The organism is Novosphingobium sp. ERN07, assembly GCF_012641335.1.
GTDB lineage: Bacteria > Pseudomonadota > Alphaproteobacteria > Sphingomonadales > Sphingomonadaceae > Novosphingobium.
Genome location: NZ_JABAID010000008.1, coordinates 1 through 26,793 on the forward strand (window position 1 = coordinate 1; position 26,793 = coordinate 26,793).

30 protein-coding genes are annotated in these 26,793 nt (G+C 63.6%); 16 read left to right on the forward strand and 14 right to left on the reverse strand.

Annotated elements, in window-relative coordinates; all coding sequences use genetic code 11:
- Window positions 1-173: 173 nt before the first annotated feature.
- A complete protein-coding gene (sppA, locus tag HGI47_RS12105) occupies window positions 174-2,051 on the reverse strand; it encodes a signal peptide peptidase SppA (RefSeq protein ID WP_168853039.1) in 1,878 nt (625 codons plus the stop codon).
- Between the two features lie 87 nt (window positions 2,052-2,138).
- Here sppA and HGI47_RS12110 point away from each other — a divergent pair, with 87 nt between their 5' ends.
- Together HGI47_RS12110 and HGI47_RS12115 are read left to right on the forward strand one after the other, a co-directional pair.
- Window positions 2,139-3,164: an aspartate carbamoyltransferase catalytic subunit gene (locus HGI47_RS12110; RefSeq protein WP_168853040.1), complete on the forward strand. Its 1,026-nt coding sequence runs from the start codon at window positions 2,139-2,141 to the stop codon at window positions 3,162-3,164.
- On the forward strand, window positions 3,161-4,390 hold the full coding sequence (locus HGI47_RS12115; RefSeq protein ID WP_168853041.1) for a dihydroorotase family protein: 1,230 nt from the start codon (window positions 3,161-3,163) through the stop codon (window positions 4,388-4,390). Before HGI47_RS12110 ends, HGI47_RS12115 begins: the two co-directional genes overlap by 4 nt.
- Before the next feature lie 65 nt (window positions 4,391-4,455).
- Here the strand turns inward: HGI47_RS12115 and HGI47_RS12120 are convergent, their stop codons facing one another.
- From HGI47_RS12120 to HGI47_RS12130, 3 genes are read right to left on the reverse strand one after another with little or no spacing between them, the layout of a single operon-like run.
- Window positions 4,456-5,790, reverse strand: coding sequence for an SPOR domain-containing protein (locus HGI47_RS12120; protein ID WP_168853042.1), 1,335 nt, complete (start codon window positions 5,788-5,790; stop codon window positions 4,456-4,458).
- 21 nt (window positions 5,791-5,811) lie between these two features.
- Window positions 5,812-6,300: a hypothetical protein gene (locus tag HGI47_RS12125; protein ID WP_168853043.1), complete on the reverse strand. Its 489-nt coding sequence runs from the start codon at window positions 6,298-6,300 to the stop codon at window positions 5,812-5,814.
- A gap of 16 nt (window positions 6,301-6,316) precedes the next feature.
- Entirely contained in the window at window positions 6,317-7,042 is a 726-nt protein-coding gene (locus tag HGI47_RS12130; RefSeq protein WP_168853044.1) for a ParA family protein, read from the reverse strand.
- A 289-nt stretch (window positions 7,043-7,331) separates the two neighbouring features.
- Between HGI47_RS12130 and HGI47_RS12135 the strand changes: the two genes are divergently transcribed.
- The 3 genes from HGI47_RS12135 to HGI47_RS12145 all read left to right on the forward strand — a co-directional run bounded on the left by HGI47_RS12135 (window position 7,332) and on the right by HGI47_RS12145 (window position 10,638).
- Complete coding sequence (locus tag HGI47_RS12135) at window positions 7,332-8,426, forward strand: SPOR domain-containing protein (protein WP_168853045.1); 1,095 nt, start codon at window positions 7,332-7,334, stop codon at window positions 8,424-8,426.
- A gap of 4 nt (window positions 8,427-8,430) precedes the next feature.
- Window positions 8,431-9,651, forward strand: coding sequence for a DUF418 domain-containing protein (locus tag HGI47_RS12140; RefSeq protein WP_168853046.1), 1,221 nt, complete (start codon window positions 8,431-8,433; stop codon window positions 9,649-9,651).
- Window positions 9,652-9,942: 291 nt separating this feature from the next.
- On the forward strand, window positions 9,943-10,638 hold the full coding sequence (locus HGI47_RS12145; protein WP_168853047.1) for a L,D-transpeptidase family protein: 696 nt from the start codon (window positions 9,943-9,945) through the stop codon (window positions 10,636-10,638).
- Window positions 10,639-10,657: 19 nt separating this feature from the next.
- On the opposite strand, the gene HGI47_RS12150 is transcribed toward HGI47_RS12145, so the two are convergent.
- The 10 genes from HGI47_RS12150 to HGI47_RS12195 all read right to left on the reverse strand — a co-directional run bounded on the left by HGI47_RS12150 (window position 10,658) and on the right by HGI47_RS12195 (window position 18,599).
- The gene (locus HGI47_RS12150; RefSeq protein WP_168853048.1) at window positions 10,658-11,452 is read right to left on the reverse strand and encodes an SDR family oxidoreductase; all 795 of its coding nucleotides are present in this window, start codon (window positions 11,450-11,452) and stop codon (window positions 10,658-10,660) included.
- Window positions 11,453-11,475: 23 nt separating this feature from the next.
- On the reverse strand, window positions 11,476-12,258 hold the full coding sequence (locus HGI47_RS12155) for an SDR family oxidoreductase (RefSeq protein ID WP_168853049.1): 783 nt from the start codon (window positions 12,256-12,258) through the stop codon (window positions 11,476-11,478).
- A gap of 64 nt (window positions 12,259-12,322) precedes the next feature.
- A complete protein-coding gene (locus HGI47_RS12160; RefSeq protein ID WP_168853050.1) occupies window positions 12,323-13,057 on the reverse strand; it encodes a sigma-70 family RNA polymerase sigma factor in 735 nt (244 codons plus the stop codon).
- The gene (locus HGI47_RS12165; protein WP_168853051.1) at window positions 13,054-15,159 is read right to left on the reverse strand and encodes a flagellar biosynthesis protein FlhA; all 2,106 of its coding nucleotides are present in this window, start codon (window positions 15,157-15,159) and stop codon (window positions 13,054-13,056) included. Before HGI47_RS12165 ends, HGI47_RS12160 begins: the two co-directional genes overlap by 4 nt.
- 3 nt (window positions 15,160-15,162) lie before the next feature.
- Window positions 15,163-16,059 (reverse strand): lytic transglycosylase domain-containing protein, encoded by an 897-nt coding sequence (locus HGI47_RS12170; protein ID WP_370521703.1) that lies wholly within the window; start codon window positions 16,057-16,059, stop codon window positions 15,163-15,165.
- Between the two features lie 71 nt (window positions 16,060-16,130).
- Window positions 16,131-16,478, reverse strand: coding sequence for a flagellar protein FlgN (locus HGI47_RS12175; RefSeq protein WP_240950161.1), 348 nt, complete (start codon window positions 16,476-16,478; stop codon window positions 16,131-16,133).
- Window positions 16,478-16,789 (reverse strand): flagellar biosynthesis anti-sigma factor FlgM, encoded by a 312-nt coding sequence (gene flgM, locus HGI47_RS12180; protein WP_168853052.1) that lies wholly within the window; start codon window positions 16,787-16,789, stop codon window positions 16,478-16,480. The genes HGI47_RS12175 and flgM overlap by 1 nt, the downstream gene beginning before the upstream one ends.
- Before the next feature lie 123 nt (window positions 16,790-16,912).
- Window positions 16,913-17,380 carry a flagella basal body P-ring formation protein FlgA gene (locus HGI47_RS12185; protein WP_370521704.1) on the reverse strand — a complete coding sequence of 156 codons (468 nt, stop codon included), beginning with the start codon at window positions 17,378-17,380 and terminating at the stop codon, window positions 16,913-16,915.
- Between the two features lie 98 nt (window positions 17,381-17,478).
- Window positions 17,479-17,904 carry a hypothetical protein gene (locus HGI47_RS12190; RefSeq protein ID WP_168853054.1) on the reverse strand — a complete coding sequence of 142 codons (426 nt, stop codon included), beginning with the start codon at window positions 17,902-17,904 and terminating at the stop codon, window positions 17,479-17,481.
- Window positions 17,901-18,599 carry a MotA/TolQ/ExbB proton channel family protein gene (locus HGI47_RS12195; RefSeq protein WP_168853055.1) on the reverse strand — a complete coding sequence of 233 codons (699 nt, stop codon included), beginning with the start codon at window positions 18,597-18,599 and terminating at the stop codon, window positions 17,901-17,903. The genes HGI47_RS12190 and HGI47_RS12195 overlap by 4 nt, the downstream gene beginning before the upstream one ends.
- Window positions 18,600-18,795: 196 nt before the next feature.
- Here HGI47_RS12195 and flgB point away from each other — a divergent pair, with 196 nt between their 5' ends.
- From flgB to HGI47_RS12250, 11 genes are read left to right on the forward strand one after another with little or no spacing between them, the layout of a single operon-like run.
- Complete coding sequence (gene flgB / locus HGI47_RS12200) at window positions 18,796-19,143, forward strand: flagellar basal body rod protein FlgB (protein WP_168853056.1); 348 nt, start codon at window positions 18,796-18,798, stop codon at window positions 19,141-19,143.
- A 3-nt stretch (window positions 19,144-19,146) separates the two neighbouring features.
- On the forward strand, window positions 19,147-19,557 hold the full coding sequence (gene flgC / locus HGI47_RS12205) for a flagellar basal body rod protein FlgC (protein WP_168853057.1): 411 nt from the start codon (window positions 19,147-19,149) through the stop codon (window positions 19,555-19,557).
- Window positions 19,557-19,901, forward strand: coding sequence for a flagellar hook assembly protein FlgD (locus tag HGI47_RS12210; RefSeq protein WP_206066167.1), 345 nt, complete (start codon window positions 19,557-19,559; stop codon window positions 19,899-19,901). Before flgC ends, HGI47_RS12210 begins: the two co-directional genes overlap by 1 nt.
- 21 nt (window positions 19,902-19,922) lie before the next feature.
- A complete protein-coding gene (locus HGI47_RS12215) occupies window positions 19,923-20,750 on the forward strand; it encodes a flagellar hook-basal body complex protein (RefSeq protein WP_168853058.1) in 828 nt (275 codons plus the stop codon).
- Window positions 20,751-20,776: 26 nt separating this feature from the next.
- Window positions 20,777-21,523, forward strand: coding sequence for a flagellar basal body rod protein FlgF (locus HGI47_RS12220; RefSeq protein ID WP_168853059.1), 747 nt, complete (start codon window positions 20,777-20,779; stop codon window positions 21,521-21,523).
- Between the two features lie 18 nt (window positions 21,524-21,541).
- Window positions 21,542-22,330: a flagellar basal-body rod protein FlgG gene (flgG, locus tag HGI47_RS12225; RefSeq protein ID WP_168853060.1), complete on the forward strand. Its 789-nt coding sequence runs from the start codon at window positions 21,542-21,544 to the stop codon at window positions 22,328-22,330.
- Window positions 22,330-23,091 (forward strand): flagellar basal body L-ring protein FlgH, encoded by a 762-nt coding sequence (locus tag HGI47_RS12230; RefSeq protein WP_168853061.1) that lies wholly within the window; start codon window positions 22,330-22,332, stop codon window positions 23,089-23,091. The genes flgG and HGI47_RS12230 overlap by 1 nt, the downstream gene beginning before the upstream one ends.
- Before the next feature lie 12 nt (window positions 23,092-23,103).
- Window positions 23,104-24,204, forward strand: a complete 1,101-nt coding sequence (locus tag HGI47_RS12235; RefSeq protein ID WP_168853062.1) for a flagellar basal body P-ring protein FlgI — start codon at window positions 23,104-23,106, stop codon at window positions 24,202-24,204.
- Complete coding sequence (locus HGI47_RS12240) at window positions 24,201-24,515, forward strand: flagellar biosynthesis protein FlgJ (RefSeq protein WP_168853063.1); 315 nt, start codon at window positions 24,201-24,203, stop codon at window positions 24,513-24,515. The genes HGI47_RS12235 and HGI47_RS12240 overlap by 4 nt, the downstream gene beginning before the upstream one ends.
- A 3-nt stretch (window positions 24,516-24,518) precedes the next feature.
- The gene (flgK, locus tag HGI47_RS12245) at window positions 24,519-25,856 is read left to right on the forward strand and encodes a flagellar hook-associated protein FlgK (RefSeq protein ID WP_168853064.1); all 1,338 of its coding nucleotides are present in this window, start codon (window positions 24,519-24,521) and stop codon (window positions 25,854-25,856) included.
- Between the two features lie 6 nt (window positions 25,857-25,862).
- Window positions 25,863-26,783 (forward strand): flagellar biosynthesis protein FlgL, encoded by a 921-nt coding sequence (locus HGI47_RS12250; RefSeq protein ID WP_168853065.1) that lies wholly within the window; start codon window positions 25,863-25,865, stop codon window positions 26,781-26,783.
- Window positions 26,784-26,793: the final 10 nt, after the last annotated feature.

A 26,793-nucleotide genomic window follows, 5' to 3' on the forward strand; every position in this document is an offset into this window, starting at 1 on the left:
GATCGCTACCCGCTACGATCAGCTTGCCAATAGCTTCCTCGGCATGGTCCATATCGCCACAGCCAGATACTGGCTCAAATTTGTCCACGCCGCCTAGAATGTTCTAAGGGATGGCAATGACTTTCCACAAGCGATTGCCGCAGCAATTTACGTAAGGTGAAGTCCTGTCGAAGTTACCTCCGAACTAGCAGCGTAAGCAACCGAAGCACTCCCCCATCCTGCCCACCGCGCGCTGTAGCCGCACCCCGCTGCTCGCCCGCACACTCAAGGCAATACGCCTTGATCCCGCCGTCAGTGGTCAACCGCGCCAGGTCCGCCTCCAGCCTCGCCAACAAACCCTGCTGACGCGCCGCCAGCGCGCCTGCCAGATCATGCGATCGCGCAGCGGGGGCCTCGCCGCTTTCCATCTGGCGGAGGAGCTGTGCGAAGGGGCTGGGGGCGTCGGCCACATACGCGGCGTGCCATTCCTTGGCCTTGGCCTGTTTGGCGACCCATGCGACGGCCTGGTCCAGACCGCCAAATTCATCGACGAGGCCAAGCTGGCGGGCGGTGCCGCCGTCCCACACGCGGCCTTGGGCGATCTTGTCGATATCGGCGGCGGATTTGCTGCGGGATTTGGCGACTAGCCCGACGAAGCGGCCATAGATGCGTTCGACTTGCCCTTGGAGCACGGCGGAGACTTGCGGGCTGAGGCCGCCGAGCAGGTCTGGCTGGCCGGAGAACGGCGTGGTGCGGATCGAATCGGTGGTGACGCCGAACTGGGGCAGCGTGTTTTCGAAGCTGGGCAGGACGGCGAAAACGCCGATGGAGCCGGTGATCGTGCTGGGTTCCGCAAAGATGCGCTGGGCGGGCGTGGACACCCAATAGCCGCCGCTGGCCGCAAGACTGCCCATCGAGACGGCGACCGGCAGGCCCTTGGCCTTCACCCGCTCCACCGCCGCGCGGATGCGTTCGGAGGCGAGGACCGAGCCGCCGGGGGAATCGACGCGCAGGACGAGGCCTGCGTAGTCCTCGCTGGCGGTGACGCCATCGATCAGATCGGCAATGCGGTCCCCTCCGGCGCTGCCGGGGCCGGCATCGCCATCGACGATTTCGCCTGCGACAGTGACGACGGCGATGGCCTTGCCCGCTTTCGCCGGCGTTTTGTCGGCCAGATAAACGGGCAATTCGTTGGCCTTGAAGCCGCCGAGGCCCGCCTCTTCATCCGCGCCGACCAGTTCGGCCACGCGCTTGCCGAAGTCCACGCGATCACCCACGCGGTCAACCAGACCCGATTTCAGCGCGGCCTGCGCGGCATCGCCGCCGCTATCGGCCACCCACTTTTCGGGATCGGTGAGGAGCGGTGCAAGGTTCGCCTTGGGGCGGGCCTTCTTCACCTCGTCCTGCCAGTTCTGCCAGATCGCGCCATAGACGCCCTGCATGGCTTCGCGCGCTTCGGGCGACATATCGGCGCGCATGTAGGGTTCAACCGCGCTTTTGTAGGTGCCGACCTTGAAGACGTGGACGGTGGCTTTCAGCTTGTCGATCAGGCCCTTGTAGAACAGCAGCGAACCGCCGGGACCGGTGACGACCACCCCGCCCATCGGATCGACCCAGGCCTCGCTGGCGTGGACGGCAAGCTGCATCGCATCGTCGGTGTAGATCAGCGAGCGGACCAGCACGGGCTTCTTGGCGGCGCGCACCTTGTCCATCGCCGCGCCGATCTGGCTGAGGTGGACCATCGATCCGCCGCCGAAAGCTTCGAGATCGAGCACGACGGCCTTGATCCGCGTGTCGGTGGCGGCTTCGGTGATGGCGCGGGAAAGATCGCGGGCGGTATATTCCGGCGCTGGCGTCTGGCCTGTGAGGAATGAGGTGGGCGAAATGTCGCTCGCTTCCTCAACCACCACGCCCGTCAGCGGCAGGTAAAGCGCGCCTTCGCGCACCATGCCGGGCGCGGGGCGGAAGCTGAGAAGTGCATACAGCCCCGCGAAGAACAGCAGCAGGAACAACAGGACAAGACCGTCCTTGATGGCGACGAGGATCTTCCAGACCGATTTGGCAAAGCTCATGATGTGCAGACTATTGTGGACGGGCGGGCAAAGCCAGCGGGAAACGGCTTGAGCCTTTCCCAACGCGCCTCTAGGGAACTGGTTTCAATGCAAAGCCCAACCTCACCCCAAGCAGGCCGCTATCCAGCGGGCGGCCTTGCCTTTCCGCACCGTGACCTGACCGGCATCGGCCAGCTTGCGCGCCATGAGATCCTCTACCTGCTCGACGAGGCGGAGCAGTGGGTGGAACTGAACCGGCAGCCGAAGAAGAAAGTCGACCTGCTGAACGGGCTGACGATCATCAACGCCTTCTTCGAAAACTCCACGCGCACGCTGCTGAGCTTCGAGATTGCAGGCAAGCGACTGGGTGCGGATGTGGTGAACATGCACGCCGCCACCAGCAGCGTGAAGAAGGGCGAAACGCTGATCGATACGGCGATGACGCTGAACGCGATGCGCGCCGATGCCATCGTGATCCGCCATGCGAGTTCGGGCGCGGTGCGGCTGATCGCGGAGAAGGTGGATTGTCCGGTGCTGAATGCCGGTGACGGGCAGCATGAGCATCCGACGCAGGCGCTGCTGGATGCGCTGACGATGCGGCACGCGCTGGGGCTACCGGTGGGGTCTGACCTCAACGGGCTGAAAGTGACGATCTGCGGGGATATTCTGCACAGCCGCGTGGCGCGCTCGAATATCCTCAGCCTGACCGCGCTGGGTGCCGATGTGCGCGTCTGTGCGCCGCCTGCGCTGATGCCGGCCGAGGTCGAGGCGATGGGAGTGACGCCGTTCTTCGATTTTGACGCGGCGCTGAAGGGTGCCAACATCGTGATGATGCTGCGATTGCAGCAGGAGCGCATGAGCGGGCAGTTCATCCCCTCCCCGCGCGAATACCGGCACCTTTACGGGCTTACGCCGGAACGGCTGGCCAAGGCCGAACCGGACGCTTTCGTGATGCATCCGGGGCCGATGAACCGGGGGATCGAGATCGATTCGACCGTGGCCGACCATCCCACGTGCAGCCTGATCACGCGGCAGGTGGAAATGGGCGTTGCGATCCGCATGGCCTGCCTTGAAGTGCTGACGCGCCGAGCGCGCGGCGTGGCAGGCTGGGAAGCGGAAGGAGTGGCGGCATGATCGCACAGCCTCTCACGATCACCGGCGGCAAGCTGGTGCTGGGTTCGGGCGAACCTGTCAGCGGTGCGCTGCGCTGCGAGGGCGGGCGAATCGTCGCGCTGGGCGATGTGACGCCGCAGGATGGCGACGAGGTTTTCGACGCTGGCGGCAAGCTGGTGGCACCGGGGCTGGTCGATCTGGGCGTTTTCGCCGTGGACAAGCCCGCGTTCCATTTCGGCGGGATCACGCGCGCCGCGCTGATGCCCGATCAGGGACCGGTGCTGGACCATCCGGCGCGGGTGCGCTTTGCCGCGCAATCGGGCAAGCCGGATATGTGGGTTCATCCGCTTGCGGCGGCGACGCGCGGGCTGGAAGGTTCGGAACTGGCTGAACTGGCGCTGATGCGCGATGCGGGCGCGAAGGCTGTTGCCACCGGGCGCGGCTGGATCGCAGATTCGGGCGTGATGCTGCGGCTGCTGCGCTATTGCGCGATGTTGGGGCTGGTGGTCGTCACCCATGCCGAAGATGCCGGAATCACGGGCAGCGCGGTGGCGACGGCGGGCGATGTCGCAACAAGGCTCGGCCTGCCCAGCGCGCCTGCCGAGGCCGAAGCGCTGGCGGTAGCGCGCGATATTGCGCTGGCCGAACTTTCCGGCGCACATGTGCATTTCCGGCAGGTGACGACGGCCCGCGCGCTCGATCTGGTGCGCGCGGCAAAGGCACGTGGGCTGCGGGTGACGGCGGGGGTTACGCCTGCGCACTTCATGCTGTCTGACCTCGAACTGGTGGGCTTCCGCACATTTTGCCGTCTGTCGCCGCCGCTGCGGCAAGACGCAGATCGCAAGGCCGTGATCGCCGCGATTGGCGATGGCACGATCGACGTGATTTCGTCTGGCCATGATCCGCGCGGACCGGAAGACAAGCGCCTGCCCTTTGCCGATGCCGAACCCGGCATGGCGGGCGCGGAAACGCTGCTGCCGCTGACGCTGACGCTGGTGCGCGATGGCGTGATCGGCATGGGCCGCGCGTTTGAACTGCTGGCGACCAATCCGGCGAAACTGCTGGGCGTTGAAGCCGGAAGGCTGGAAACGGGGGCCAAAGCGGACATCGCCGTGGTCGATTCGGTGCGTCCGTGGATCGTCAATTCGGACAAGATGGCAGCAGCGGCGGGCAACACCCCGTTTGATCGCCGTCCGGTGGAAGGCCGCGTCACGGCACTGTTCAAGGGCGGCAAACAAGTCGGCTGAAAACGCAAGCGAGGTGCAGAACCAATTGGTTCCGCACCTCGCTGCGCCCTCAAACTATAGTCAGGTCAGCGCTTGGCCATGCGCGATTCGATTGCACGCTGCGGGCCGGGCTGGCCGGGTGCGTTGCCGCGCAGGACAAGGCAATTGCCGCCCCGCGATTTTACCGCTCCGCACATCGACCTTGCCGAGGCATAGCCGCCAAATCCGGCGGCCTGCACGCGCCAGAACTGCTTGCCGTTCACCGTGACCTGCGTGGTCACATTGGTAAACCCCTGCAGCCCGGGATTGCGCGACGTGTAATGGCGCCATGCGCGACGTGCACCTTCCGCCGTGGCGAAAGAGCCGAGTTGCACCATATGCGTGCCCGATTTGGCAACGACAGCCGCGACCGGTTTTGGCGCAGCGCGCTTTACCGCAGGAGCGTTGGGCGTGGCGCGCGGCGCGATGACCGTGGCTGCCGGACGGGACTGCGGCAAATCGATCAGCGCAAGCTGCTGCGCCTTGGTTTGCGAAGAGGAATCAGCCAGTGACGGCGCAGCGTGCTGTTCAGCCTCTATGGCAGGAAGTTCCTGAACCGCGGCTTCCGCCAGTGCCGGGGCTGCGGCCACAGCAGCCACCGGAACAGGCTCTGCACGAGTTGCGGCTTCTGCGGCAAGCTGTTCGGTCGCCGGGAAGTTTGCCAGCGCAAGCCTGTCAGGCTGGCCCTGATCTGCTCGCAACGGCACGGAAAGCAGGCTGGCCACACGATCACGGCTGCGCTCGGAAAAGCTCAACAGGGCCCACTGTTCCATGCGGTCACCCAACTGGTCCACCGGCACGTCTTCTGCGGCCATCGCACGTGCTTCGCGCCAGCGCCCGGCCAGGGCATAGGCAAGGGCGAGGTTCTGGCGCACCTTCGGCGTGTTTTCACCGCCGCGCAGCGCTTCGCCCAACACCGCAATGCCCTGAGCAGGCTGGCCGGACAGCGCCAGCGCAAGACCATAATCCGAAGCAGCAACGGTATCGCGATAGGAATTCAGCGTGTCGATCGCTTCGGCATTGCGACCCAGCGCCAGATCGGCCAGCGCGAGGCTGAGCGCGGTGCGGCTGCTGTCCTCGCCCAGTTCCATCGCATCATCATAAGCCTGACGCGCGGATTCAAAGCGGCCAGCTTTGAGATAGGCATTGCCCAGAAGCACGCGGTAAGCCGAATTGCGCGGGTCAGCCAGCACGGCTTTCTCGGCATTCAGGATTGCACCATCGGCATCGCCCTTGGTCAAAGCCGACTGTGCGGTTGACGCCAGTTTGCCCGGCTGAACGCCAGCAGCGCCGCAGCCGGTCAGCAGGCCCGCCGCCAGCGCGGTAGACAGGATCAACCGCGTGGTGCGGTCAGGCGCGAAGGTGGAGATGCGGGTCAACATTCTCGATATTCCTTCGATTGCTCAGCGCTGGCCGACGGCGCGGCGCGCGAGCGCTTCAACTTCGGGCAGATCGGCGAGGTAGCGGTCGAGCGCTTCGGTCACCACAGCTTGAGCGCTGCGATCGGACAGCGTCGAAGCGAGGCGCAGGCGCAGGTGGCGGTAGTTGTCGAGCCGCAGCGTAAAAGCAGCCTTGCGCCCTTCGGCCAGGGCAGAGCGCACTTCCTTGCCGGCCTTCATCCTGCGGCGCGGGGCCGCTTCAGTTTCGAAAGGCGCAACAGCCGCAGCAAGCGCTTCCTGTTGCTGCACGATCACCGGCTTTTCTGCCGGTGCAGCCTGGGTTTCGCCCAGATCGTTCCAGCCCAGATCTTCAAGATCGGCTTCTTCGCGCGACAATGCCGGAATGGCCTGTCCCGTATCGACCAGAAGTTGCGGGCGCATCGCGGGCTTGGCCGCGCCCTTGCGAGCGAGCAGGCCGGACGACAGCGAAGCGAGCGGTTTGATGGCAGCCATCACAAGCGCCTCCTCATCACGAGCCGACGACGCGGCGACCAAAGCCACCCATCGGGCGCTGCGCACCAGCCATCGGCATGACCGCTGCCTGCTGCGGCACGGCAAAAACGGTGCGGCGGAAGTTCTTTTCGAGCCGTTCGGAAATGTAGGTCCACAACGCAGTCACTTCGGCCGAAGACTTACCGTTGGGATCGACTTCCATGACCGTGCGGCCATCGATCATCGATGCGGCAAAATCGGTGCGGTGGTGCAATGTGACCGGTGCAACGGTGCCATGCTGCGAAAGCGCGACCGCGGCCTCTGCCGTGATTCGCGCCTTGGGCGTTGCCGCGTTGACGACGAAGATCAGCGGTTTTCCGGCGCGATCACACAAATCGACCGTTGCGCCCACGGCGCGCAGATCGTGCGGGCTGGGCCGGGTCGGCACGACGATCAGTTCAGCGACCGATATCACCGACTGAATCGCCATCGTGATGGCGGGCGGCGTATCGATCACCGCCAGCTTGAAGCCCTGCTGGCGCAGAATCGCAAGATCGCTGGCAAGGCGCGCCACGCTGGTCTGGGCAAAGGCCGGAAATTCGGCTTCGCGTTCGTTCCACCAGTCCGACAGCGAACCTTGGGGATCGATGTCGATCAGGACGACCGGGCCTGCGCCCGCTCGCTGGGCCTGGACGGCAAGATGCCCGGACAAGGTAGTCTTGCCCGAACCGCCCTTTTGCGATGCCAATGCCAGTACGCGCAAAGCCAAACCCCCTGAAAATCAAAATCTGTCGTATAGGGATTCGCAGATTGGGCTGAAATTTTGGTTAACATGGCGCTTGCCTCGTCGAAGCATCGAATCGGATGCGGTCGCAATAGTTGAAGACGACCCCGCGCATTCGCGCTAAGACTTCGCTAACGTCTCGTTGACTATAACTGCCGGAAAGCAATCCGGCGGCATCGATACGGTTAATCGCTCTTCGTTTCCGAAGGTCGCTTTTGCGGGTTGCACCAATCGCAATACTGGTTTCATCAGGACGGACATTCTGGCGATGAGCATTTTGAAGCATCGTGCCAACACTTCTGTTGCGCTGGGCATCGCATTTGCGGCAACGCTCACCAGCACGGCGGCATGGGCAGACGTGAAGGCCGGCGTGGACGCATGGTCACGCGGAGAGCATGAGGCTGCGGTGAAGGAATGGCTTGGCCCTGCGGCCAAAGGCGATGCCGACGCGCAGTTCAACATGGGCCAGGCCTACAAGCTGGGCAAAGGTGTGCCGCAAGACCTGAAGCGCGCCGAAGCATGGTATCGCAAGGCGGCGCAGAGCGGCCATATCAAGGCCGCGGACACGCTGGGCCTGCTGCTGTTTCAGGACAACCGCAAGGCTGATGCCCTGCCCTTCCTGCAAGCCTCTGCCGAACGCGGGGAACCGCGCGCGATGTATATCCTTGGCATTGCACACTTCAACGGCGATGGCGTGGGCAAGGACTGGGTGCGCGCCTACGCTTTAATGAGCCGGTCGGCAGCGACGGGGCTGGATCAGGCCAAGCGCGGCCTTGCCACGATGGATGGGATGATCCCGTTGGAACAGCGGCAGATGGGCGTTTCACTGGCATCCGACCTTGAACTTAAAGCGCAAGCCAAGCGCAGCCAGCAGTTTGCCGCCGCTGACCTTGGCGTAAAAGCTGCGCCGACAGCGCCGATCCGGGCGAGCGCTTCGGGCAGCGCGCTGGAAAGGGCGGACATGCCGCCTTCGGTGATCACTGCGGGGGCGGAATATGCCAATCCGGTGCCGCTGCCGCAGGGCAAGCGCGTGTCAGTGCCAGCGCCCAAGCCACCGGTGACGGCAACAAAACCTATAGCGCCCAAACCACAGGTAACTGCAACTGCAACTGCTGCGCCCACACCCGCAGCAAAGGGCAACTGGCGCGTTCAGTTGGGCGCGTTCGGGGTGAAGGCCAACGCAGACGGTTTGTGGAACAAGGTCAAAGGCCGACCGGAAGTGGCAGGACGTGCCCGTATCGATTTGCCATCTGGCAGCGTAACCCGCCTACTCGCAGGCGGGTATGCCGGGCAAGCAGAGGCTGATAGGGCCTGTGCCGCGCTCAAGTCTGGCGGGTTCACCTGCATGGTGATAAAGCCCTGAGGGCTTGTCCGAAGAACCTCTCCCGAACCGCCCCTCACCCCGCATAGAAGCGCTCGATTTCGTACGCGGCGTGGCCGTGCTGGGCATTCTGGCGATCAACATAACCGGGTTCTGGGGGCCTTCGCTGGCCACGTTCTCACCGGCCATACCCTATCCTGAACCGGGCAGCGCGGGGTGGTTCGCTTTTGCTTTCGTGCTGTTCGAAGGCAAGATGCGCGCGCTGTTCACGCTGCTGTTCGGGGCCAGCATGGTGCTGTTCGCCCAAGCGGCTGAGCGGCAGGGCACCAATCCCGACATCGCGCAAATGCGCCGCCTTCTGTGGCTGATGCTGTTCGGATACCTGCACTTCGCGCTGCTGTGGTGGGGCGATATCCTGTTTTCCTATGCGCTGTGCGGGCTTGGAGCGCTGATTTTCCTGCGCCTTTCGCCGTGGCAGTTGCTGGGCATCGCGCTGCCGTTCTATGCCCTGTCGCAAGGCATCGAGGCGTTGCTGGACCTGCCCGGTGTGTTGACCGAACAGGCCATTCTGGCAGGCACCGCGCCTGCCGCTGACGTGGCCGAGCAGGCCGCGATGATGGACCGCATCGCCGCATCCGTGGCAAAAGACATGGCGGTTCTGGACGCCGGATTCATCGGTGCGATCCGGTTGAAGCTGGCGCAATCGGCGCTGCAACCGATCACCACCACGCTTTCGACTTTCACCGAGACACTGCCCCTGATGCTGACGGGCATGGCACTGTTGCGGCTCGGCCTGTTTTCCGACTGGCCAAGACGGCGACTGGCGCTGGTCGCAACGGCAGGGGTGGTGCTTGGCGGCGTGCCGACGCTTTTCGCGACAGACTGGTTGTGGACGCATGATTGGCCGCCTCGCGCGATGTTTGCAGCAATAGAACATGGCATGGCGCTGCCGCACCTGTTGATGGCGGTCGGCTATGCCGCCGGGCTGGTGCTGCTTTTCCCGCGCGCGCAAATCACGGCCTTGGGACAAAGGCTGATCGCGGCGGGGCGCTGCGCCTTCAGCAACTATATCGGCACCACCGTGCTGATGACCGCGATCTTCAGCGGTTGGGGCCTTGGACTGGGCGCAGACCTGCCGCGCCAGTGGCTACCCACGTTCGTGGTGCTGGGATGGATCGCGATGCTGGCATGGCCGCGCTGGTGGCTCGCGCGCTTTGGCCAAGGACCGCTGGAAGCTCTGTGGCGCAAGCTAGTGGTCCGATTCTGACATTCGGGACCGTATGAGGCAAGGCAGTGTTTGAATGTCAGAATCTTTTCGGACCACTAGCAATCTTCTGATTCTAGTGGATTTTACGATTTTGACATTTGCGGACCCATCCCAACCGCCAGGGGATGCAAATGTCAAAATCAATCCACTAGCCCTGCCTCGCCCCCACGCCCGTTAACCCTGTTTGGTAACTCGCTGAATGGCCCGCGTCCCGGCTCGGGACGTAGGACATTCGGGACTCGCAAGGCTTCGCGTTAATGCCTATTCCTTAAGGCGAAAGGAGCAAGGCGCATGAAGAAGCAATCAAACTTCTGGAGCAAACGCTGGGTGCGGATGCCGCTAGGGATTGTTGCGACTGGTGCCGCCTCGCTTCTGGCGTTCCATGCGGGGCAGGACATTGCCGGCGCATTGTTTGGCAACACCACCGCCGAAGCCGCCCCGATGATCACCGCCGCCGCCAATCCTGCGGTCGCCACCCCCGCCGTGGCCACGCCGAAGCCCGTCGATGGCCCCTTCGTGGTCAAATCGATCCTGCCGATCAACGAGCCGATCAAGTTCGGCAAGTTCTATTGGGACGAAACCCGCGCGCCCGCTACCGGCCCGCTGGTGGTGACGGTTGATCTGACCGCACGTGTGATCTCTGTCTTTCGTAACGGGCACGAAATCGGCGCGGCCGCGATCCTCAAGGGCTATGGCGACAAACCGACACCCACTGGCGTTTTCCCGATCACCCAGAAGGACGCCGATCACGTATCGAACATCTATGACGCGCCGATGCCCTACATGATGCGCCTGACCAACGATGGCGTTTCGATCCACGGCAGCAAGGTCGAAAAGGGCTATGCCACCAACGGCTGCGTCGGCGTGCCTGAAGATTTTGCCGCCAAGCTGTTCGCGCAGGCCAAGCTGGGCGACAAGGTGATCATCACCGATGGCCGCAAGATGACCATCGGTGATCCGATCCTGACGGGTGAACACGCAGGCTAAGCACTGCCTTGGTGGAGCGTTACGCCAACCCTCTGTCAGTGCTGGTGCGCGAAGCATCGCCCACCGAACTGCCGCCGTCCACATCAAGAATTGCGCCGGTTACATAGCTGGCCGCAGGCGTGGACAGGAACACCGCCGCTTCTGCAATCTCATAAGCCGTGCCCCAGCGCTTCATCGGAATGCGCGCATAGTGCGCCGCCCGCGTTGCCTCATCCGGTGCAAGACGCGCCATGCCTTCGGTATCCGCGATTGGCCCCGGCGAAATGCCATTGACGCGCACGTCCGGTCCCCATTCGATGGCCAGCGTGCGGACAAGCTGGTTGATCCCAGCCTTGGCCGCACAGGCATGGGCCTGCATCGCCATCGCCTGCTCAGCCTGCCCTGCCGTGATCGCGATCAATGACGCGCCGGGGTTCAGCAGTTCATGGCAACCGCGAAACACGTTGAACGTGCCCAAGAGGTCGATATCGACCACCGTTTTGAACGCATTGGCCGACATGCCCAACACCGGCGCGAGGAAGTTCCCCGCAGCGCCTGACACCACGATGTCGAGCGCGCCGATCTCGTCCCGAACAGACTTCATCGCCTCGCACAGCGCGGCATAGTCCCGCACGTCTGCCGCTCGCCAGATCGCATCGCTGCCAATCTCGGCAGCGGCATTCGCGGCCTTTTCCGGGTTGCGGCCCAGCACGGCCACGCGCGCGCCAAGTTCGGCAAAGCGTTTGGCGATGCCAAGATTGATACCGCTGGTACCGCCAGCGATGAAGGCTGTCTTGCCTGCCAGAACATCGTCGCGGAAAGGGGATTGGCTCATCGACATCTCCTCAGCACCAGCTTCTAACGAGGGGCCATGCGGATCGCGCCGTCGAGACGGATCGCCTGCCCGTTAAAATAGGAATTGCGCACCAGTTCCATCGCAAGGCTGGCGTATTCTTCGGGCTTGCCGAGACGTTTGGGGAATGGGACGGAAGCGCTAAGCCCATCAAGCACCTTTTCCGGCAGACGGCCCAGCAGCGGCGTGCCAAAAATGCCCGGCATGATCGCATTCACGCGAATGCCAAGATCCATCAGATCGCGCGCCATCGGCAAGACAAGCCCGTTCACGCCTGCCTTGAGCGATCCATAGGCCACCTGCCCCACTTGCGCGTCCTGCGCGGCGACCGAAGCGGTGAGGATGATCGTCCCGCGCTCACCATCCTCAAGCGGATCAAGGCCTGCCATGCCAAGGGCAGAAAGCGAGGCGACGCGATAGCTGGCAATCAGAATACCCTGCGCGGCAAATTCATAATCCTCGGTGGAAAGGCGCGTAAATTCGCCAGTGTCGCGATTGCGGCTGATGGTCTTGCCCTTGCGATGGGTCATCGCGCAGTGAACGCACACCCGCTCCTGCCCATGCGCGGCGCGCGCCTTGGTAAAGCCTGCGACGACCGATTCCTCGGACATGATATCGACCTTGCAAAACAGCCCGCCGATAGCCTGCGCCACTGCCTCGCCCGCTTCTTCGTTAAGGTCGAATATGGCGACTTTCACACCCGCCGCCGCCAATGCTTCTGCCGTCGCCTTGCCAAGGCCCGATGCCCCGCCGGTCACCACGGCACTGGTCGTCGCGTCGATTTTCACATGGCCTCTCCCAAAGCACGTTTAATTGATCGGTTAAACTTGCTTTGGGCACTTGGCAAGTGCGTCAGAGAATATCGTAGCCCTCACCCAATCCAGCCCGCAGCTTGTCGAGCGCCTGCGCTTTCAACTGGTGAACGCGGGGGATGCTCACCCCCAAGACCTCAGCAATTTCGGCAAGATTCAGTTCCTCGACGAAGTAGAGCTGAATGATCATCTGCAACCGTTCGGGCAGATCGGTGATGGCCGCCACCACCGCGCCGCGCATTTCGGCGTCGGCCAGCATTTCGAAGCTGTCGGGCCGGTCATCGGCAAAGGCGGCGTTGCTGTCGGAATAGGCGTCGTCAATCGTCTCGAAGCGCAACGGTTCGTCCGCAGCTTTCTGATCGGCAAGTTCACGCTCTGTCAAACCAACTGCGGCGGCAAGCTCTGCGTCGCTCGGCGGCCTTCCAAGATCATTGGTCAGCGCAGTTGTCTTCTCGCGCAGCAGACGCCGCCGCTCGGTGGCGGAACGCGAAAGCGGCGTCGAGCGGCGCACAAGATCGACCATCGCGCCGCGCACGCGCAGCTTGGCATAGGCGGCAAAGCCGTCCTCTGTCGGCCCGTCGTGCCGCTGCGAACATTCGGTCAGAGCAACCAGCCCCGCCTGTATCAGATCCTCGATCTCTATCCCGGCGCGGCCCGATCCGTGAACGTGCCAGGCAAGCCGTTTCACCATCGGCAGGAAACGCCGGATGCGATCGACAGTCTCATCCTTCTTGTAGGCCTGTGCGGCGGCAAAACCGCGGTGGTCGTGTTTCATGCGGCAATTCCCTCAAGGGTCGGTTGCTCTTCGTGCGTTGATGGAGGCGCCTCGCCGCCGATGACCGAGATCACCTCAATGGGCTGCGACGGCGGCAGTTCAGCAATGGACAGGACAAGACAGTTGGGCGCGCGCAGGCGCAGCAGGTTGGCAAGCGGGCGGCGCGCGCGCGGCTGCACGATCAGCGCGATGGGCGGTGCGCCGGGACCACGCCCAGCGATCAGATCAGAAACCCGCTCGCCAATGCCGCGCGCCAGATCAGGCTCGATCACCGGCTGTCCGGTGGCGGGATCGTGCATACCGGAAACGATCATCTGCTCCAGCCCCGCCTCCAGCGTGACCACGGGCAGACGATCATTGGGACCGCAGGCGCGGCCCACGATCATGGCGCCCAGATCGGCGCGGAGCAGATCGATCAGACGCTCATGATCCGTGGTCTGCTGCAACGCCTGACTAAGCGCGGACAGGATTGGCAGCGGGTGGGCGATTGAGATGCCATCGTCGAGCAATGCGTGGAACAGGCGAGTCAGCGCGCCGAGAGACATCGGCTGCGGATGGATCGTTTCGATCAACCCTGCCGAACGCTCCTTCACACCCTCAAGGATGGCCTTGACCTCATCCGGCCCCAGCAGAGCCGAAGGCCGATCCCCCAGAACCTGATTGAGATGCGTGGCGATAACCGTGCTGGCATCGACTGTCAGGAACCCTTCGGCAATTGCCAGATCGCGCTGTGCGGGCTGAATCCAGATGGCAGGGCACCCGAAGCTGGGATCGCGGGTATGCTCGCCGCGCAGGCCGTGGTCGGGATTGGCCTCACCGGCGTCGATCGCCAGAATTTTCTCAGGCCGCATCTCGCCCACGCCAATCGGCACGCCCCCCAACAGCACCCGGTAGGCATTGGGCGCCATCTCCAGCGAATCCCGGACGCGAAACTGCGGCACGATGAAACCGAAGGATTGCGACAATTGCTTGCGCACCCCGGTGATGCGCGCGACCAGCGGCGACCCGCGCCTTTCGTCGACCAGATGGACAAGACCATAGCCCATCTCGATGGTGACCAGCGTATGGTCGCTCACCTCGTCCAGTGTTATGCGACCCGGATCGACCGGCGGCGCTTCTTCCACCACCACCGGCACAGGGCGGTCCGCGCGCTTCTTCAGCGTCCACCACAGCCATCCGGCAAGGCCTGCTGCGGGCAGAAAGATCGTCTGCGGCATGGCCGGGATCACGCCGATGGCTGCCATGATGATCGCCACGGGCAGCCAGATCGCCGGGTTTGAGAACTGTCCGCCGATCTGGCCCGTCAGGTCACGGCTATCGGACACGCGGGTCACGATGGTGGCCGCCGCGATGGAAAGCAGCAGCGAAGGCACTTGCGCCACCAGCGCATCGCCAATCGCCAGCGTGATATAAAACTCCGCTGCCTGCGATGCCGTCAGCCCGTGGCTGATCATGCCAAGGCAGAAGCCTGCTATGATGTTGACGCCAAGAATCAGCAGGGCGGCAACCGCATCGCCCTTCACGAATTTCGACGAACCATCCATCGAACCATAGAAGTCCGCCTCGGTCGCCACTTCGCGGCGGCGGGCCTTGGCTTCATCAGCCGTCAGCAGGCCCGCGGCCAGATCGGCGTCGATCGCCATCTGCTTGCCCGGCAAGGCATCGAGGGTGAAGCGGGCGGAGACTTCCGAAACGCGGCCCGCGCCCTTGGTGACCACGACCATGTTGATGATCATCAGGATCAGGAACACGAACAGGCCGACCGCAAAATTGCCGCCGATCAGAAACGCGCCGAACGCCTCGATCACGTGCCCCGCCGCCGCGCCGCCTTCGTGCCCGTTGACCAGCACGATGCGCGTGGACGCGACGTTGAGCGCAAGGCGCAGGAGCGTGGCAAACAGCAGGACCGAGGGGAAGGACGAGAAATCGAGCGGCTTTTCCGCATTCATCGCCGCCATCAGGATCGCCACCGACAGAGCGATGTTGAGGACGAAAAACACGTCAAGCAGGACCGCGGGGATCGGCACCACCATCAGCACGATCAGCGTGAGAATGCCGCCGGGCAAGGCCATTGCGACGGGAGAGCCAAAGCGCTTCAGCATCGCTTACAGCCCCAGTGCCGAAAGGCGGCCATAGGCCTGTTTGACATGCGCAGGCGCAGAACCGCCATCGTTGAGCGCAAACGTCTGGCGAAGCGTATCTGCCATCGAATTGCCGCCGGACGGCGCAGGATTGCCGCTCATTGCCGCAGCCCCCTGAAACTCGCGCGCAATCGGTCCGCCGCTGAACTGCTGCTGCTGCGCGGCGGCAGAGGCTGTCGTCACGCCCATGCTCGCCGCCCACTGCAACGCCTCTTCGCCGCCTGCGTCATCGCTGGCGCGCGCCATGCGTGCACGGATGACCGACATGACCTCGCTCACCGAACGTGCGCCATCGGCATCATAGAACGTCGAACGGTTCGCTGCCGCCGCCGCTGGCAGGATGCCCGCAGCGCTCTGCGAAGGATCGTTGGCCAGCGCCGAAAGGAACTTCCCCACCCCTTCAGCACCAAAGAAATGCGCCAGGTAGAGTTCGGCATGGTCGGGCGCGCGGCCCAACACGCCAGTCAGGTATTCGCTGTTTTCGCCGGCAAGCTCGCCCGCCATGACCGATGCGATCTGCGGATCGAAGCGCAGCGCCAGCAGTTGTGCACGCACTGCCGGGTCGCCCACCCTGCCGCCCTCGATCATGTCAGCAGCCCAGCCCAGCCCATGTTCTGCGCCGTGCTTGTCAAGCGTGCGCAGCCAGGTGTCGCTGGTGAACTGGTACAGGCCGCTGGCGCTGGACGTGCGCGCCTTTGCCGAAGGATCGAGGCTCGATTCCAGCTTGGCCTGCGCCATCAGATAGGCAAAGTCGGTGCCGGTGGCCTGTGCGGCACCGGCGATTGCCGAACGCACGTTCGCCCCGGCACCGCTGGTTGCGGCCGGGGCGACTGGCAATCCAAAACCTTCGGCTGAACTCACTTGGCTGTCCTTCCGGCCGCATCGGTGCGGCATCATGGAAGGGCTTCAGCAAACCTCGTGCCAAATCGGGATCAGGCCGTTCTGAGGCGATGAACCTGAGCGGTTGCCTTGTAGACCTGCGCGCCGCCGGTCAGAGCATCCAGACGCGAAGACACGTTGGCGGCTATAAGGTTGCGCACCTTGCGATTGGCCTCGTTCAGGCGGCGCGCGGCATCCAGCAGTCCCCGGCATTCCTCGTCCACCAGTGCCGGTTCGACATCGGCCAGCGTGCCGCAAAGGTCCGCCTTGTTCGATGCGCAGCCCATGATCATGTCGAGATCCAGCCCGGCAAGCGCGTGCCGTTCCTGTTGCAGCACGGCAAGCATCTGCCGCAGCGTATCGCGAACATCGGTGGTGCGGGCAGCAGGATGTGTCGTCATTACTGGGGCGTCCTCAGCAGCATCTGGGCAGCGATCATGGCATCGGCGATCTTGGTCGGGATCACGGGGTAATTGCCCGCTTCGATTGCGTGCTGGATTACCTTGACCCGTTCAAAATCGACCGGAGCCGACTGGCCTGCGTCAAGCGCGGCAGACCGTTGGACTTGGGCAGCAGCACTGCTTTCGACCGCAGCAGCAGCGGGTCCATCGACTGTGGTGACAGGCGCACCGGTTGCCGTCTTGGCATTGCGTGCGGTATTGACCTGCACCGGCCCAACCGGGCGCGATGCACCGATTTCAATTGGTGACATGGTTCCGCTCCTAGCGTTTCACGGGAAGCAGAACGGAACCTGTCAGAGGGTTTTAAGTGGCAAAGCGGAAAATTTTTGCCGGTTTGTGCATTTTTGACCGGCAACTTCCTGCAATCAGTCAAATCAGTCGATCGGGACGACCACCAGACCGGGCCGCTCGATCCGCGCGCGGATGGGTACGCCCTTGGCGCTGGTGCGCACGCGGATCCAGCCGCCAAGCGGCCCGGCCTCCATCGCCTCGCCAGTTTGCGTAACGGCAAAGCCGTCTCCCGCGACCGAAATCGTCACGGCTTCGCCGCGCGTCACGGCCGGCGGAGCGGCAGAGTCCTGCAAGCCATTGCCGGAAGTGGCAACGAACAGCCGCCACCCACCTGAATCGGGGCAGCGCACCATCACGTTGTCCTGACGGTTGCCGTGCCAAGAAGCCACAAGCGGCGAATAGCACGGCGCAAGCCGCAGACGCCGGTCGACCGGCATGATGGCCCCGCCCGGCTGACCGGCGCGAACGCCAGTAAACTCGGCCACAGCAGCGTCTACCGATGCCAGATCGTGATAGCCGGGCGGCTGCGCCATCGCAGGTGCGACCAGCACGGAAACAAGCACAAGAGTTCGGGCAAAATGGCGCATCGGTCTTCATCCGCATGATTGAGTTCCAGATGAAACAGCAATCATCGTGCCAATGGCGCTACCTACCGTTGGGTACTTTCGGTCGCATAGTATAGCGAAACGCTTGCCCCTGCCCGGATGCCCGGCTCTATCAGCACTCGCGCCTGCGCCGCACGGGCCCCTCCTGCAGCTGCGAGCTGAATCGCCTGCGCCACCGCAGCTTCACGCTCATTGTCTCTGTAACGCACAACCACACGCACTTCGAGCCGGGGATCGCTGCCAACCTGCCGCAGCCATTCAGCCAGCGGAGGGGCGCCATCGCCCGCACTCCACACGGCCACCGGTTCGCTTTCAAGCGCGGCGGCAACAGGCAGGGGCGGCGGTGGAGGCGGCAACGCGGCTTTGCCTGCCTTGCTCGATACTGACAGTGCGGATGCGGTAACCAGAAACAGGATCAGCGATAGATCGGCCAGCGCATACTGCCACCCTGTGCCTGCGCGGATGATCATGCGTGCTGCCTTTCACGCTGCGGATTGGCGCGCGGCGCCGGTCCGCCTACTTCGCGTAGTGACGGCGCAGAATAGGGTAGCGCCGGTTCAAGCTGACGGGTCAGCCAGTCGATCACGTCCTGCCGGGCCTGCTCTTCGGCCTGGGCCTGCCGCTCGATGACCCGCGCGATTGGTGCCAGCACGATGTTGGCCAGCAACAGTCCGTAGAGTGTCGTCACCACCGCCATTGAAATAGCGCCGTTCAGCGCCGCAGGGTCCAGCCCATCGGCGGGCAGCCCGCTTAGCGAGACCAGCGTGCCGACCATGCCGAACACCGGACCCAACTCTGCTGCTTGAGCAAATGTGCGCACGGCCACGTTGGCCTGCGCCAGTCGCGCACGGCGGTACGTATGGTGCCGGTCAACCAGAGGATCGAGCGAACGCGAGCGGATCAGCGCATCGGTCGCCTCGTCGAACTCGCGGTCGCCGATGGGGCGTGGATTGACGCGCAGAACGCCATCGCGGCGAATGGCGCTGACCTGCCCTGCCAGATCGGCTTTGGCCTGCTCTGCTGAAAAGCGCGGGCGAAACAGCGCGGCCAGCGCCCGCGCCGTCTGCGCAAGCTCCTTCGGCCCAGACCGCAGCACCGTCGCCAGTGCCGTCCCGCCCAACACGATTGTGGCGGAAGTTCCGTCGATCAGGGGGGCAAAATCCATGCGCTGCGAAACTCCTTGGCACCACAGAACGGCAGTGTGCAGCAAAAATTCACCCCACCGCCTGCAATTTGCCGCCTTCCGGCAAGGACTTGCCGCTTGCGCGCTGCACTACCCGCAAAACGCCCGGATTCCGCCACTTGGCACGCGCCTTGCTAAAACAACGGCAGCAATCCGTCAGCCAGTGAAGGCACCACGTATGAGCGAGACCCTGTTCGGCATTCACGGCACCGCGCTGGAACTGCGTTCGCAGCGCATGGGGCTGTTGACGTCCAATATCGCGAATGCCGCAACGCCCGGCTACAAGGCCAAGGACATTGACTTCGCCACAGCGCTCAAGGCCCGCACTACGGGGGCGAGCATGGATCAGGCGATGGACAGCGCAACGCGCTATCGCGTGCCGGTCATGCCCAGCCTTGATGGCAACACCGTGGAAATGGCCACCGAACAGACCGCCTTTGCCGAAAACGCTGTCGGCTATTCCGCTACTCTCAGCTTCCTCAAGGGCCGGGTCGAAACCATCACCCGCGCGATCCGGGGAGAATAAGCCATGCCCAACACGTCTCCCCTCACGCTTTTCCAGGTCACCGGCCGCGCCATGTCGGCTCAGTTGGTGCGGATGAACGCTGCAGCATCAAACCTCGCGAACGCAGGCACCGTCACCGCCACCGAAGCCGAAGCCTATCGTCCCTTGCGCGCCGTCTTTGCCGAACAGCTCGATCAGGCCAACGGCCTTTCCACCGTGCGCGTAAACGGCGTGATCCGTTCTGATGCAACGCCGATCCGCCAGCACGATCCCGGCCACCCGCTGGCCGACGAGAACGGCGATGTCTGGACAGCACCGGTCGATGAAAACGCAGAGATGGTCGAGATGCTCGAAAGCAGCCGCCAGTACCAGAACGTGGTCGAGGCGATGCAGACCGCCAAGCAACTGATGCTCGAAACGATGAGGATGAAGTAATGTCGATCTCTTCAGTTATCTCCACAACCGGCGTCAACGGCGCCACCACATCGTCCAAAGCCGGCCAAGGTTGGGGCGGCATGGGTGCCGAAGATTTCGTCAAGCTGCTCACCACCCAGCTTCAGAATCAGGATCCCACCGATCCGGTCGACAACACCCAGATGCTCGCCCAGCTCGCGCAGTTCTCGTCGCTGTCGAACCTCAACGACATCAAGGAATCGGTTAGCGGCACGGCCGAACAGACCGAAACGCTTTCGACCATCGCGACCAAGCTCGACACGCTCAACAGCACTGTCGCGCAGCTTCTGGCGCAGCAGTCAGCTTCGACCACAACCACCGCCTGATCATCCCAGCAGGAGACGCAAATGTCCTTCTACACTTCCCTGAACGGCCTCAAGAACGCCCAAACTGACCTTGGCGTGATCAGCCACAACATCGCCAATGCCGAAACCAACGGCTTCAAGAAGAGCCGCACCGAATTTGCCGATATCGTCGTCGGCAGCGCCTTCACCAATCCGAAGCTCATCGTCGGCATCGGCGCGGCGGTGGAAAGCGTCACGCAAAGCTTTGCCTTGGGTCCGATCGAACAGACCGGCTCCGCGCTTGATCTGGCAATCAACGGCGACGGGTTCTTCACCTTGGTGAACACCGTCAATCAGGAAACGCTCTACACCCGCAACGGCAGCCTTTCGGTCAACGAGGCAGGCTACATCACCGATGGCTCGAACAACCGCCTTCAGGTCTTCCCGACCGATGCCACAGGCACAATCACCTCGACCACGCCCACAGACGCCTTGATCCCCGCCACCAATGGCACCGATGCATCGGGCAACCCTATCGATTTCGCAGGCATCACCGTTGCCGACGATGGCGCGATCACCGCGTCCTATGCCGATGGCTCGAACATCGTGGTTGGCAAGGTCGCGCTCGCGAGCTTCATCGCGCCGCAGGGCCTCAAGCAGGTCGGTTCATCGAACTGGGTAGCAAACGGGCTGTCCGGCGCGGCCAGCTATGGCCAACCCAGCACCGTGCAGTATGGCTCGCTCCTGTCCGGCGCACTCGAACGCTCGAACGTTGATATCGCCGAAGAACTGGTCGGCCTGATCACCGCGCAGCGCAATTTTCAGGCCAATGCCAAAGCCATCGATACTGCCACGCAGATCTCGCAGACCGTCATCCAGTTGCGGACCTGATGAGCGTTGAGCCGGGAACCTGACCGATGGACCGCCTGATCTACACCGCCTATTCCGGCATGACCGGATCGACCGTGCGCCAGCGCGTCATCGCCAGCAACATGGCGAATGCGCAGACCATCGGCTTCCGCGCCGAAATGCTCAACGCCACGCCGATGACGCTGAAAGGCCCCAGCCTGGAAGCGCGCGCGATGACCGAGGGCGAAGTGCGCGGTGCTTCTATGGCGCAGGGCACACTGATCAGCACCGGCAAGCCGCTCGACGTGGCGCTGACCGGCGACACCATGCTCAGCGTGCAGGCCGAAGACGGCACCGAGGTCTACACCCGGCGCGGCGATCTGGCAGTCAGCGCAGGCGGCGTGCTGGAAAACGGCGATGGCCGTCCGGTCATTGGGGAGAACGGCCCGATCACCGTCCCGCTCGGTTCGAAAGTCACGATCTCGCCCGACGGTGGCGTCAGCGTCTCCAACCCTGAAGCGCCGGAGCAGCCACCGCAGCAGGTGGGCCGGATCAAGATCGCGTCCACCGTTGGCAGCAAGATCGAGAAGGGTATTGATGGCCTGTTCCGCGTCGTCGGGCAGGCAGGCGGCGTCTTGCCGCAGGATGAGGAAGCCACACTCATGGTCGGCAGCCTCGAACAGTCCAACGTCGATCCCACCCGCATCCTCGTCGAGATGGTCGAGGCACAGCGCCTGTTCGACATGCGCACCAAAGTCGTCAGCCAGGCGCGAGAGATCGACGAATCCAGCGCCAGCCTGATGCGCATTTCCTGAATCTGAAAGGTACTCCCGATGCCCAGTTCCGCTCTCCACGTCGCCCGCACCGGTCTTGAAGCGCAGGACACGCGGATGCGCGTGATCGCCAACAACCTCGCCAACGTCGGCACCACCGGCTTCAAGCGTGATCGCGCCAATTTCGCCACGCTCGCCTATCAGGACGCCCGCGTGGCGGGCCAGCAATCGTCCAACGAAACCGCCTTTGCCACCGGGCTGAACCTCGGCACGGGCGTCGGCGTTCAGGCCACCACCCGCATCGACACGCAAGGCACGCTTCAGGTCACCAGCAATGCGCTCGACCTTGCGCTTGATGGCGATGGCTATTTTCAAGTGACCATGCCGGGCGGCCAGCTCGGCTATACCCGCGCCGGAAACTTCTCGCGCTCGGCCGATGGCACGCTGGTCACGGCGCAGGGCTATCCGCTCAACCCCGCGATCACCATTCCCGAAGGTGCCAGCGCGATCACCATCGCGCAGGATGGCACCGTTTCGGCCACGGTCGATGGTCAGGCCGAACCGGCAGCGCTCGGCCAGATCACCATTGCCAGCTTCGCCAATCCCGGGGGCCTGCGGTCGATGGGTGACAACTTCCTGCAGGAAACCGCCGCATCGGGCGCCGCACAGGTCGGTATCGCGGGCGAGCTTGGCCGTGGCAACATTCGTCAGGGCTATCTCGAAGGCTCCAACGTCAACGTGGTCGAGGAACTGGTCGACATGATCGAGACGCAGCGCGCCTACGAGATCAATTCCAAGATGGTCTCTGCCGTCGACGAAATGCTCAAGAACGCCAACCAGACGCTGTGATGATCCAGATGGAAACGCCGATGCAAACCCCGTTCGACCGCCACTTCGTGCTTCACCGGCAGGACATTCCGCGCCGCCGCGCCTCGCCCTTTCGCGGGCTTGTGGTCGGCGCGATGATCGCCGCCGCCCTGGCATGGTTCGTGGATCCGGCCTCTGCCGCCAAGCCCAAAAAGGGTTTCGAACCGGTCACCGCGCCGCCCATCGCTGTCCAGCCTTCACCGCCCACCGCAGGCTCGATCTTCAACGTCGCTACTGGCTACATCGGCTTCGTGGAAGGTCGCCGCGCCCATGCCGTGGGCGATACCTTGCGCGTGATCCTGGTCGAAAACATGACCACCGCCAAGACCGCCGGGGCCAAAACGCAAAAGTCCGGCCAGTTCTCGATCACCCCGCCTACCGCCGGCCCGCTGTCGTTCCTCAACCCCAATGCCCTTAATGCTTCGGGCGGTTCGTCGTTCAATGGACAGGGCAACGCTTCGCAAACCAGTTCGCTGGGCGGCGAAGTGGGTGTCACCATCGCAGAAGTGCGGGCCAACGGCACGGCGCTTGTCCGGGGGGAAAAGCGCCTGCTGCTGAGCCAGGGACAGGAATGGGTGCAGTTTTCCGGGATCGTGCGCCTTGGCGATATCGATCAGGAAAACCGCATCCTTTCCACCCAGGTCGCGGATGCGCGCGTCGAATATGCGGGCAACGGCTCGGTCGGGCGCGCTAGCCGCGAAGGCTGGTTGAGCAAGTTCTTCAATGCGATTTCGCCCTTCTAAAGAGTGCTGACAATGCGTATCCGGTTCATGATTTCAGCACTGATCGCCATATTGGCACTTCTGCCGGTTCCGGCACTGGCAGAGCGCGTGCGCGATCTTGGCGAATTCCAGGGCGTGCGCGCCAACCAGTTGACCGGCTACGGCATCGTGGTCGGCCTAGCCGGTACGGGGGACGACAATCTCGAATATCTGACCCAGGCCATGAAAGGCACCGCAGGCCGCCTTGGCGTGCAATTGCCCGCAGGCATCTCGCCGGGGCTGAAGAACGCCGCCGCTGTGCTCGTCACCGCCGAACTCCCCGCCTTCGCCAAGCCCGGCCAGCGCATCGACGTTACCGTATCGACCATCGGCAAGGCCAAGTCCTTGCGTGGCGGCGCGCTCATCCTTGCCCCGCTTTATGGCGCGGACGGGCAGATTTACGCGATGGCGCAGGGCAATCTTGCCGTCGGCGGCCTTGGCATCGCCGCGCGCGATGGTTCACAGCTAACCGTCAATGTCCCCACCGTAGGCCGCATCGCCGAAGGCGCCAGCGTTGAACGTGCGGTCGCCACCGGGTTCGACAGCGGCGAAGTGCTGCGCTGGAACCTGTTCGACGCAGACTTCCTCACCGCCCAGCGCGTGCGCGATGCGATCAACGCCCGCTTCCCGCAGTCCGCGACGATCGAGGATGGCGTAACGCTCGCTCTGCGCTTGCCTGCCGGAGCCGATGCTCGCGCCACCACGATGGCCACGATAGAAATGCTCGACATTACCCCTGCCGAAACGCCTGCGCGCGTGATCGTCAACAGCCGCACCGGCACCGTGGTCATCAACAGCGCGGTGCGCCTCTCGCCCGCCGCGATCAGCCACGGCCGCCTTGTCGTGAAGATCAATGAGAAGTCGCAAGTCTCACAGCCCAACGCTCTCAGCCGGGGCCAGACCGCTGTCACCCCAGCCAGCCAGATCGATGTGCAGGAAAAGGAAGCAAAGGTCGCCCTGTTCCGGCCCGGCGCATCGCTTTCCTCGCTGGTCGATGCGCTCAACACGCTCGGCACCAGCCCGTCAGACCTCGTGGCGATCCTCGAAGCGCTGAAGCAGGCAGGTGCTCTCAAGGCAGAGATGGTGGTAATATGACCGCGATTTCGACCACGCCCACATCGCTCTCGCTGACACCTGCGGCGCAGACCGACCGCGAAAAGCTGACCGGAGCGGCCAAGCAGTTCGAGGCGATCTTCCTGCGCCAGATGCTCGCCGCAGCCCGCTCGGTCGATTTTGGCGGCGATGACGTGTTCGGCAAGATGGACGAGACATTCGTTCAGATGCGTGATGAACGGTTTGCCGAAATCGCCTCGCAATCGGGCGCACTGGGCCTTGCTGCGCAGATCGAACGCCACCTCGCCGCACTGCTTCCCGCAGATGCGGCCACTGCGCAGAAGGCCAACTAATCAATGGCTTCAGACCTTCTCTCGATTGCACGCAGCGGTGTTCAGGCGGCCAAGATCGGGCTCGATCTCACCGCGCAGAACATCGCCAATGCCTCGTCCACCGGCTACGTTCGCCGTTCGGCCAACTTCCGCGAAGTGGCATCGACGGGTGGCGCCATGCGCATCGGCGACCTGTCGCTGTCGGGCGTGCGGCTGGATGGCGTCGTGCGCAATGCCGATGCCTTCCGCCAAGCCGAAGTGCGCCGCACCGGGTCTGACGTCGCAAGAGCCAGCGCCGAAGTTTCGGGGCTGGAAAACATCGAATCCGCCATCGAGAAGTCGGGCGTCTACGAAGCGATCGTCGATTTCGAATCCTCGCTCCAGCAACTCACGCAGGATCCGGTCGATACCAGCTTGCGCGCCTCGGTGATCGAAAAGGCGCGAACGATGGTTGGCACGTTTCAGATCGCTGGACAGGAAATGGATGCAGCGGGCGAAGGCCTGCGCTTTCAGGCGACTGACGGCGTAACGCAAGTCAACCGCATCGCACAGGAACTGGCGCGCACCAACACGCGCCTTGCCCGCGCATCGGATGCCAGCAGCGATCAGACCGCCCTGCTCGATCAGCGCGATGCCTTGCTCGAAGAACTCAGCGGCTATGCGAATATCGCCACAACCTTCGGCACGGACGGTCAGGTTGCGGTCAAGATCGGCGGCGCGTCCGGCAGTGATCTGGTGACCGGCAACAGTGCTGCAACCGTAGGCATTGCCACGGCGGGGGATGGCACGATCTCGTTCGATGTTGGCGGCACCCCGCTCACGCTGGCAGGCGGCTCGCTCGCTGGGCAGCAGCTCGCACTGACCAAGAACGCCCAGTTGAAGACTGATCTCGATGATCTGGTCGACAACATCGTTACCGATTTCAACGCCGCGCAGACCGGCGGCTCCGATCTTGATGGCAACCCCGGCGTCGCGCTGTTTTCTGGCAGCACCGCCGCCACGATGACGCTGGTGGTGGAAGACGGGCGCAAGATTGCAACCGCCTCGGCAGGCGCCGTCGCGGGCAGCCGCGATGCGTCGAACCTCACCGCCATCCGCACGGCGCTGGCCGGAGTGGACCCCGCAGGCACGATGGATGCAATCCTGTTCGACGTGTCCGGCACGCTTGCCGGGCGCAACGTCACACTCGGCGCGCTTCAGACCATCGCCGATACCGCGAAGATTTCGCTCTCCGCCCAGTCGGGCGTCGATCTCGATCAGGAAGCGGTCAATCTGGTAAGATACCAACAGGCCTTTCAGGCGTCTGGAAAGGTCATGCAGGTAGCTTCCGATATCTTCGACACCCTTTTGGGAATTGGATAACCTGCCATGAGCACGATCTTCGGCACATCGACATCGGCCTTCTTCGAACGGTCCTTGTCCAACCTTTCCGCCCTGCGCAGCAAGGCCGAAGAGACGCAGGCCGAGATGTCCAGCGGTCAGCGCCTGCAGCGCTCGTCCGACGATCCCGTCGCCGCATCGCGCCTGCGCCAGCTGGCGCGTGCAGAAGCCTTCGACAATATCGATACAGCCGCGACCAACCGTGCCACGAGCGACCTCACTCTGGCCGACGATGCTTTGACCCAGTTCGCCAGCCTCGTCACGCGGCTGAAGGAGCTGGCAACACAGGCCGCGTCCACCACGTACAACGACAGCCAGCGCCAGGGCATCGGCGAGGAAATGGCGCAAGTGCGTGATAATCTCGTTTCGCTTGCCAACAGTCGCGATAGCGCGGGCAATGCGCTATTCGGTGGCGAAAGCGCAGGCGATGCCTACACGCTCGATGCCTCTGGCAACGCGACTTACGGCGGCACCGCCCAGGCTGGCTCCATCTCGCTCGGCGGCAATCAGGTCGTGTCGCGCAGCCTGACCGGGCCGGAATTTCTCCAGTTTCAGTCAGGTGGGGCCAGCGTCGATCTGCTGGCAATGGCCAAGGATCTGGCCGACACGCTGCAATCGGGCACAGGCGGAGCGGCAGCAGCCAACGCTGCGCTCGCCACGCTCGACGATAGCCTGAACGCGATTACCACCGCGCAAACGGTGGTCGGCTCACGGCTGAACTGGATCGATCTCAACACCGAGCGGCGCACGTCTCTGTCGGAACTGCGCCTTACCGAGCAGACCGAAGTCGGCGGCGCGGACCTTACCGAATCCATAGCAACGCTCCAGAACACCATGCTGGTGCTCGAAGCCAGCCAGGCCAGCTTTTCCAAGCTCGCCAACCTTTCGCTGTTCAGCGTGCTGCGCTGATCCGCAGTAT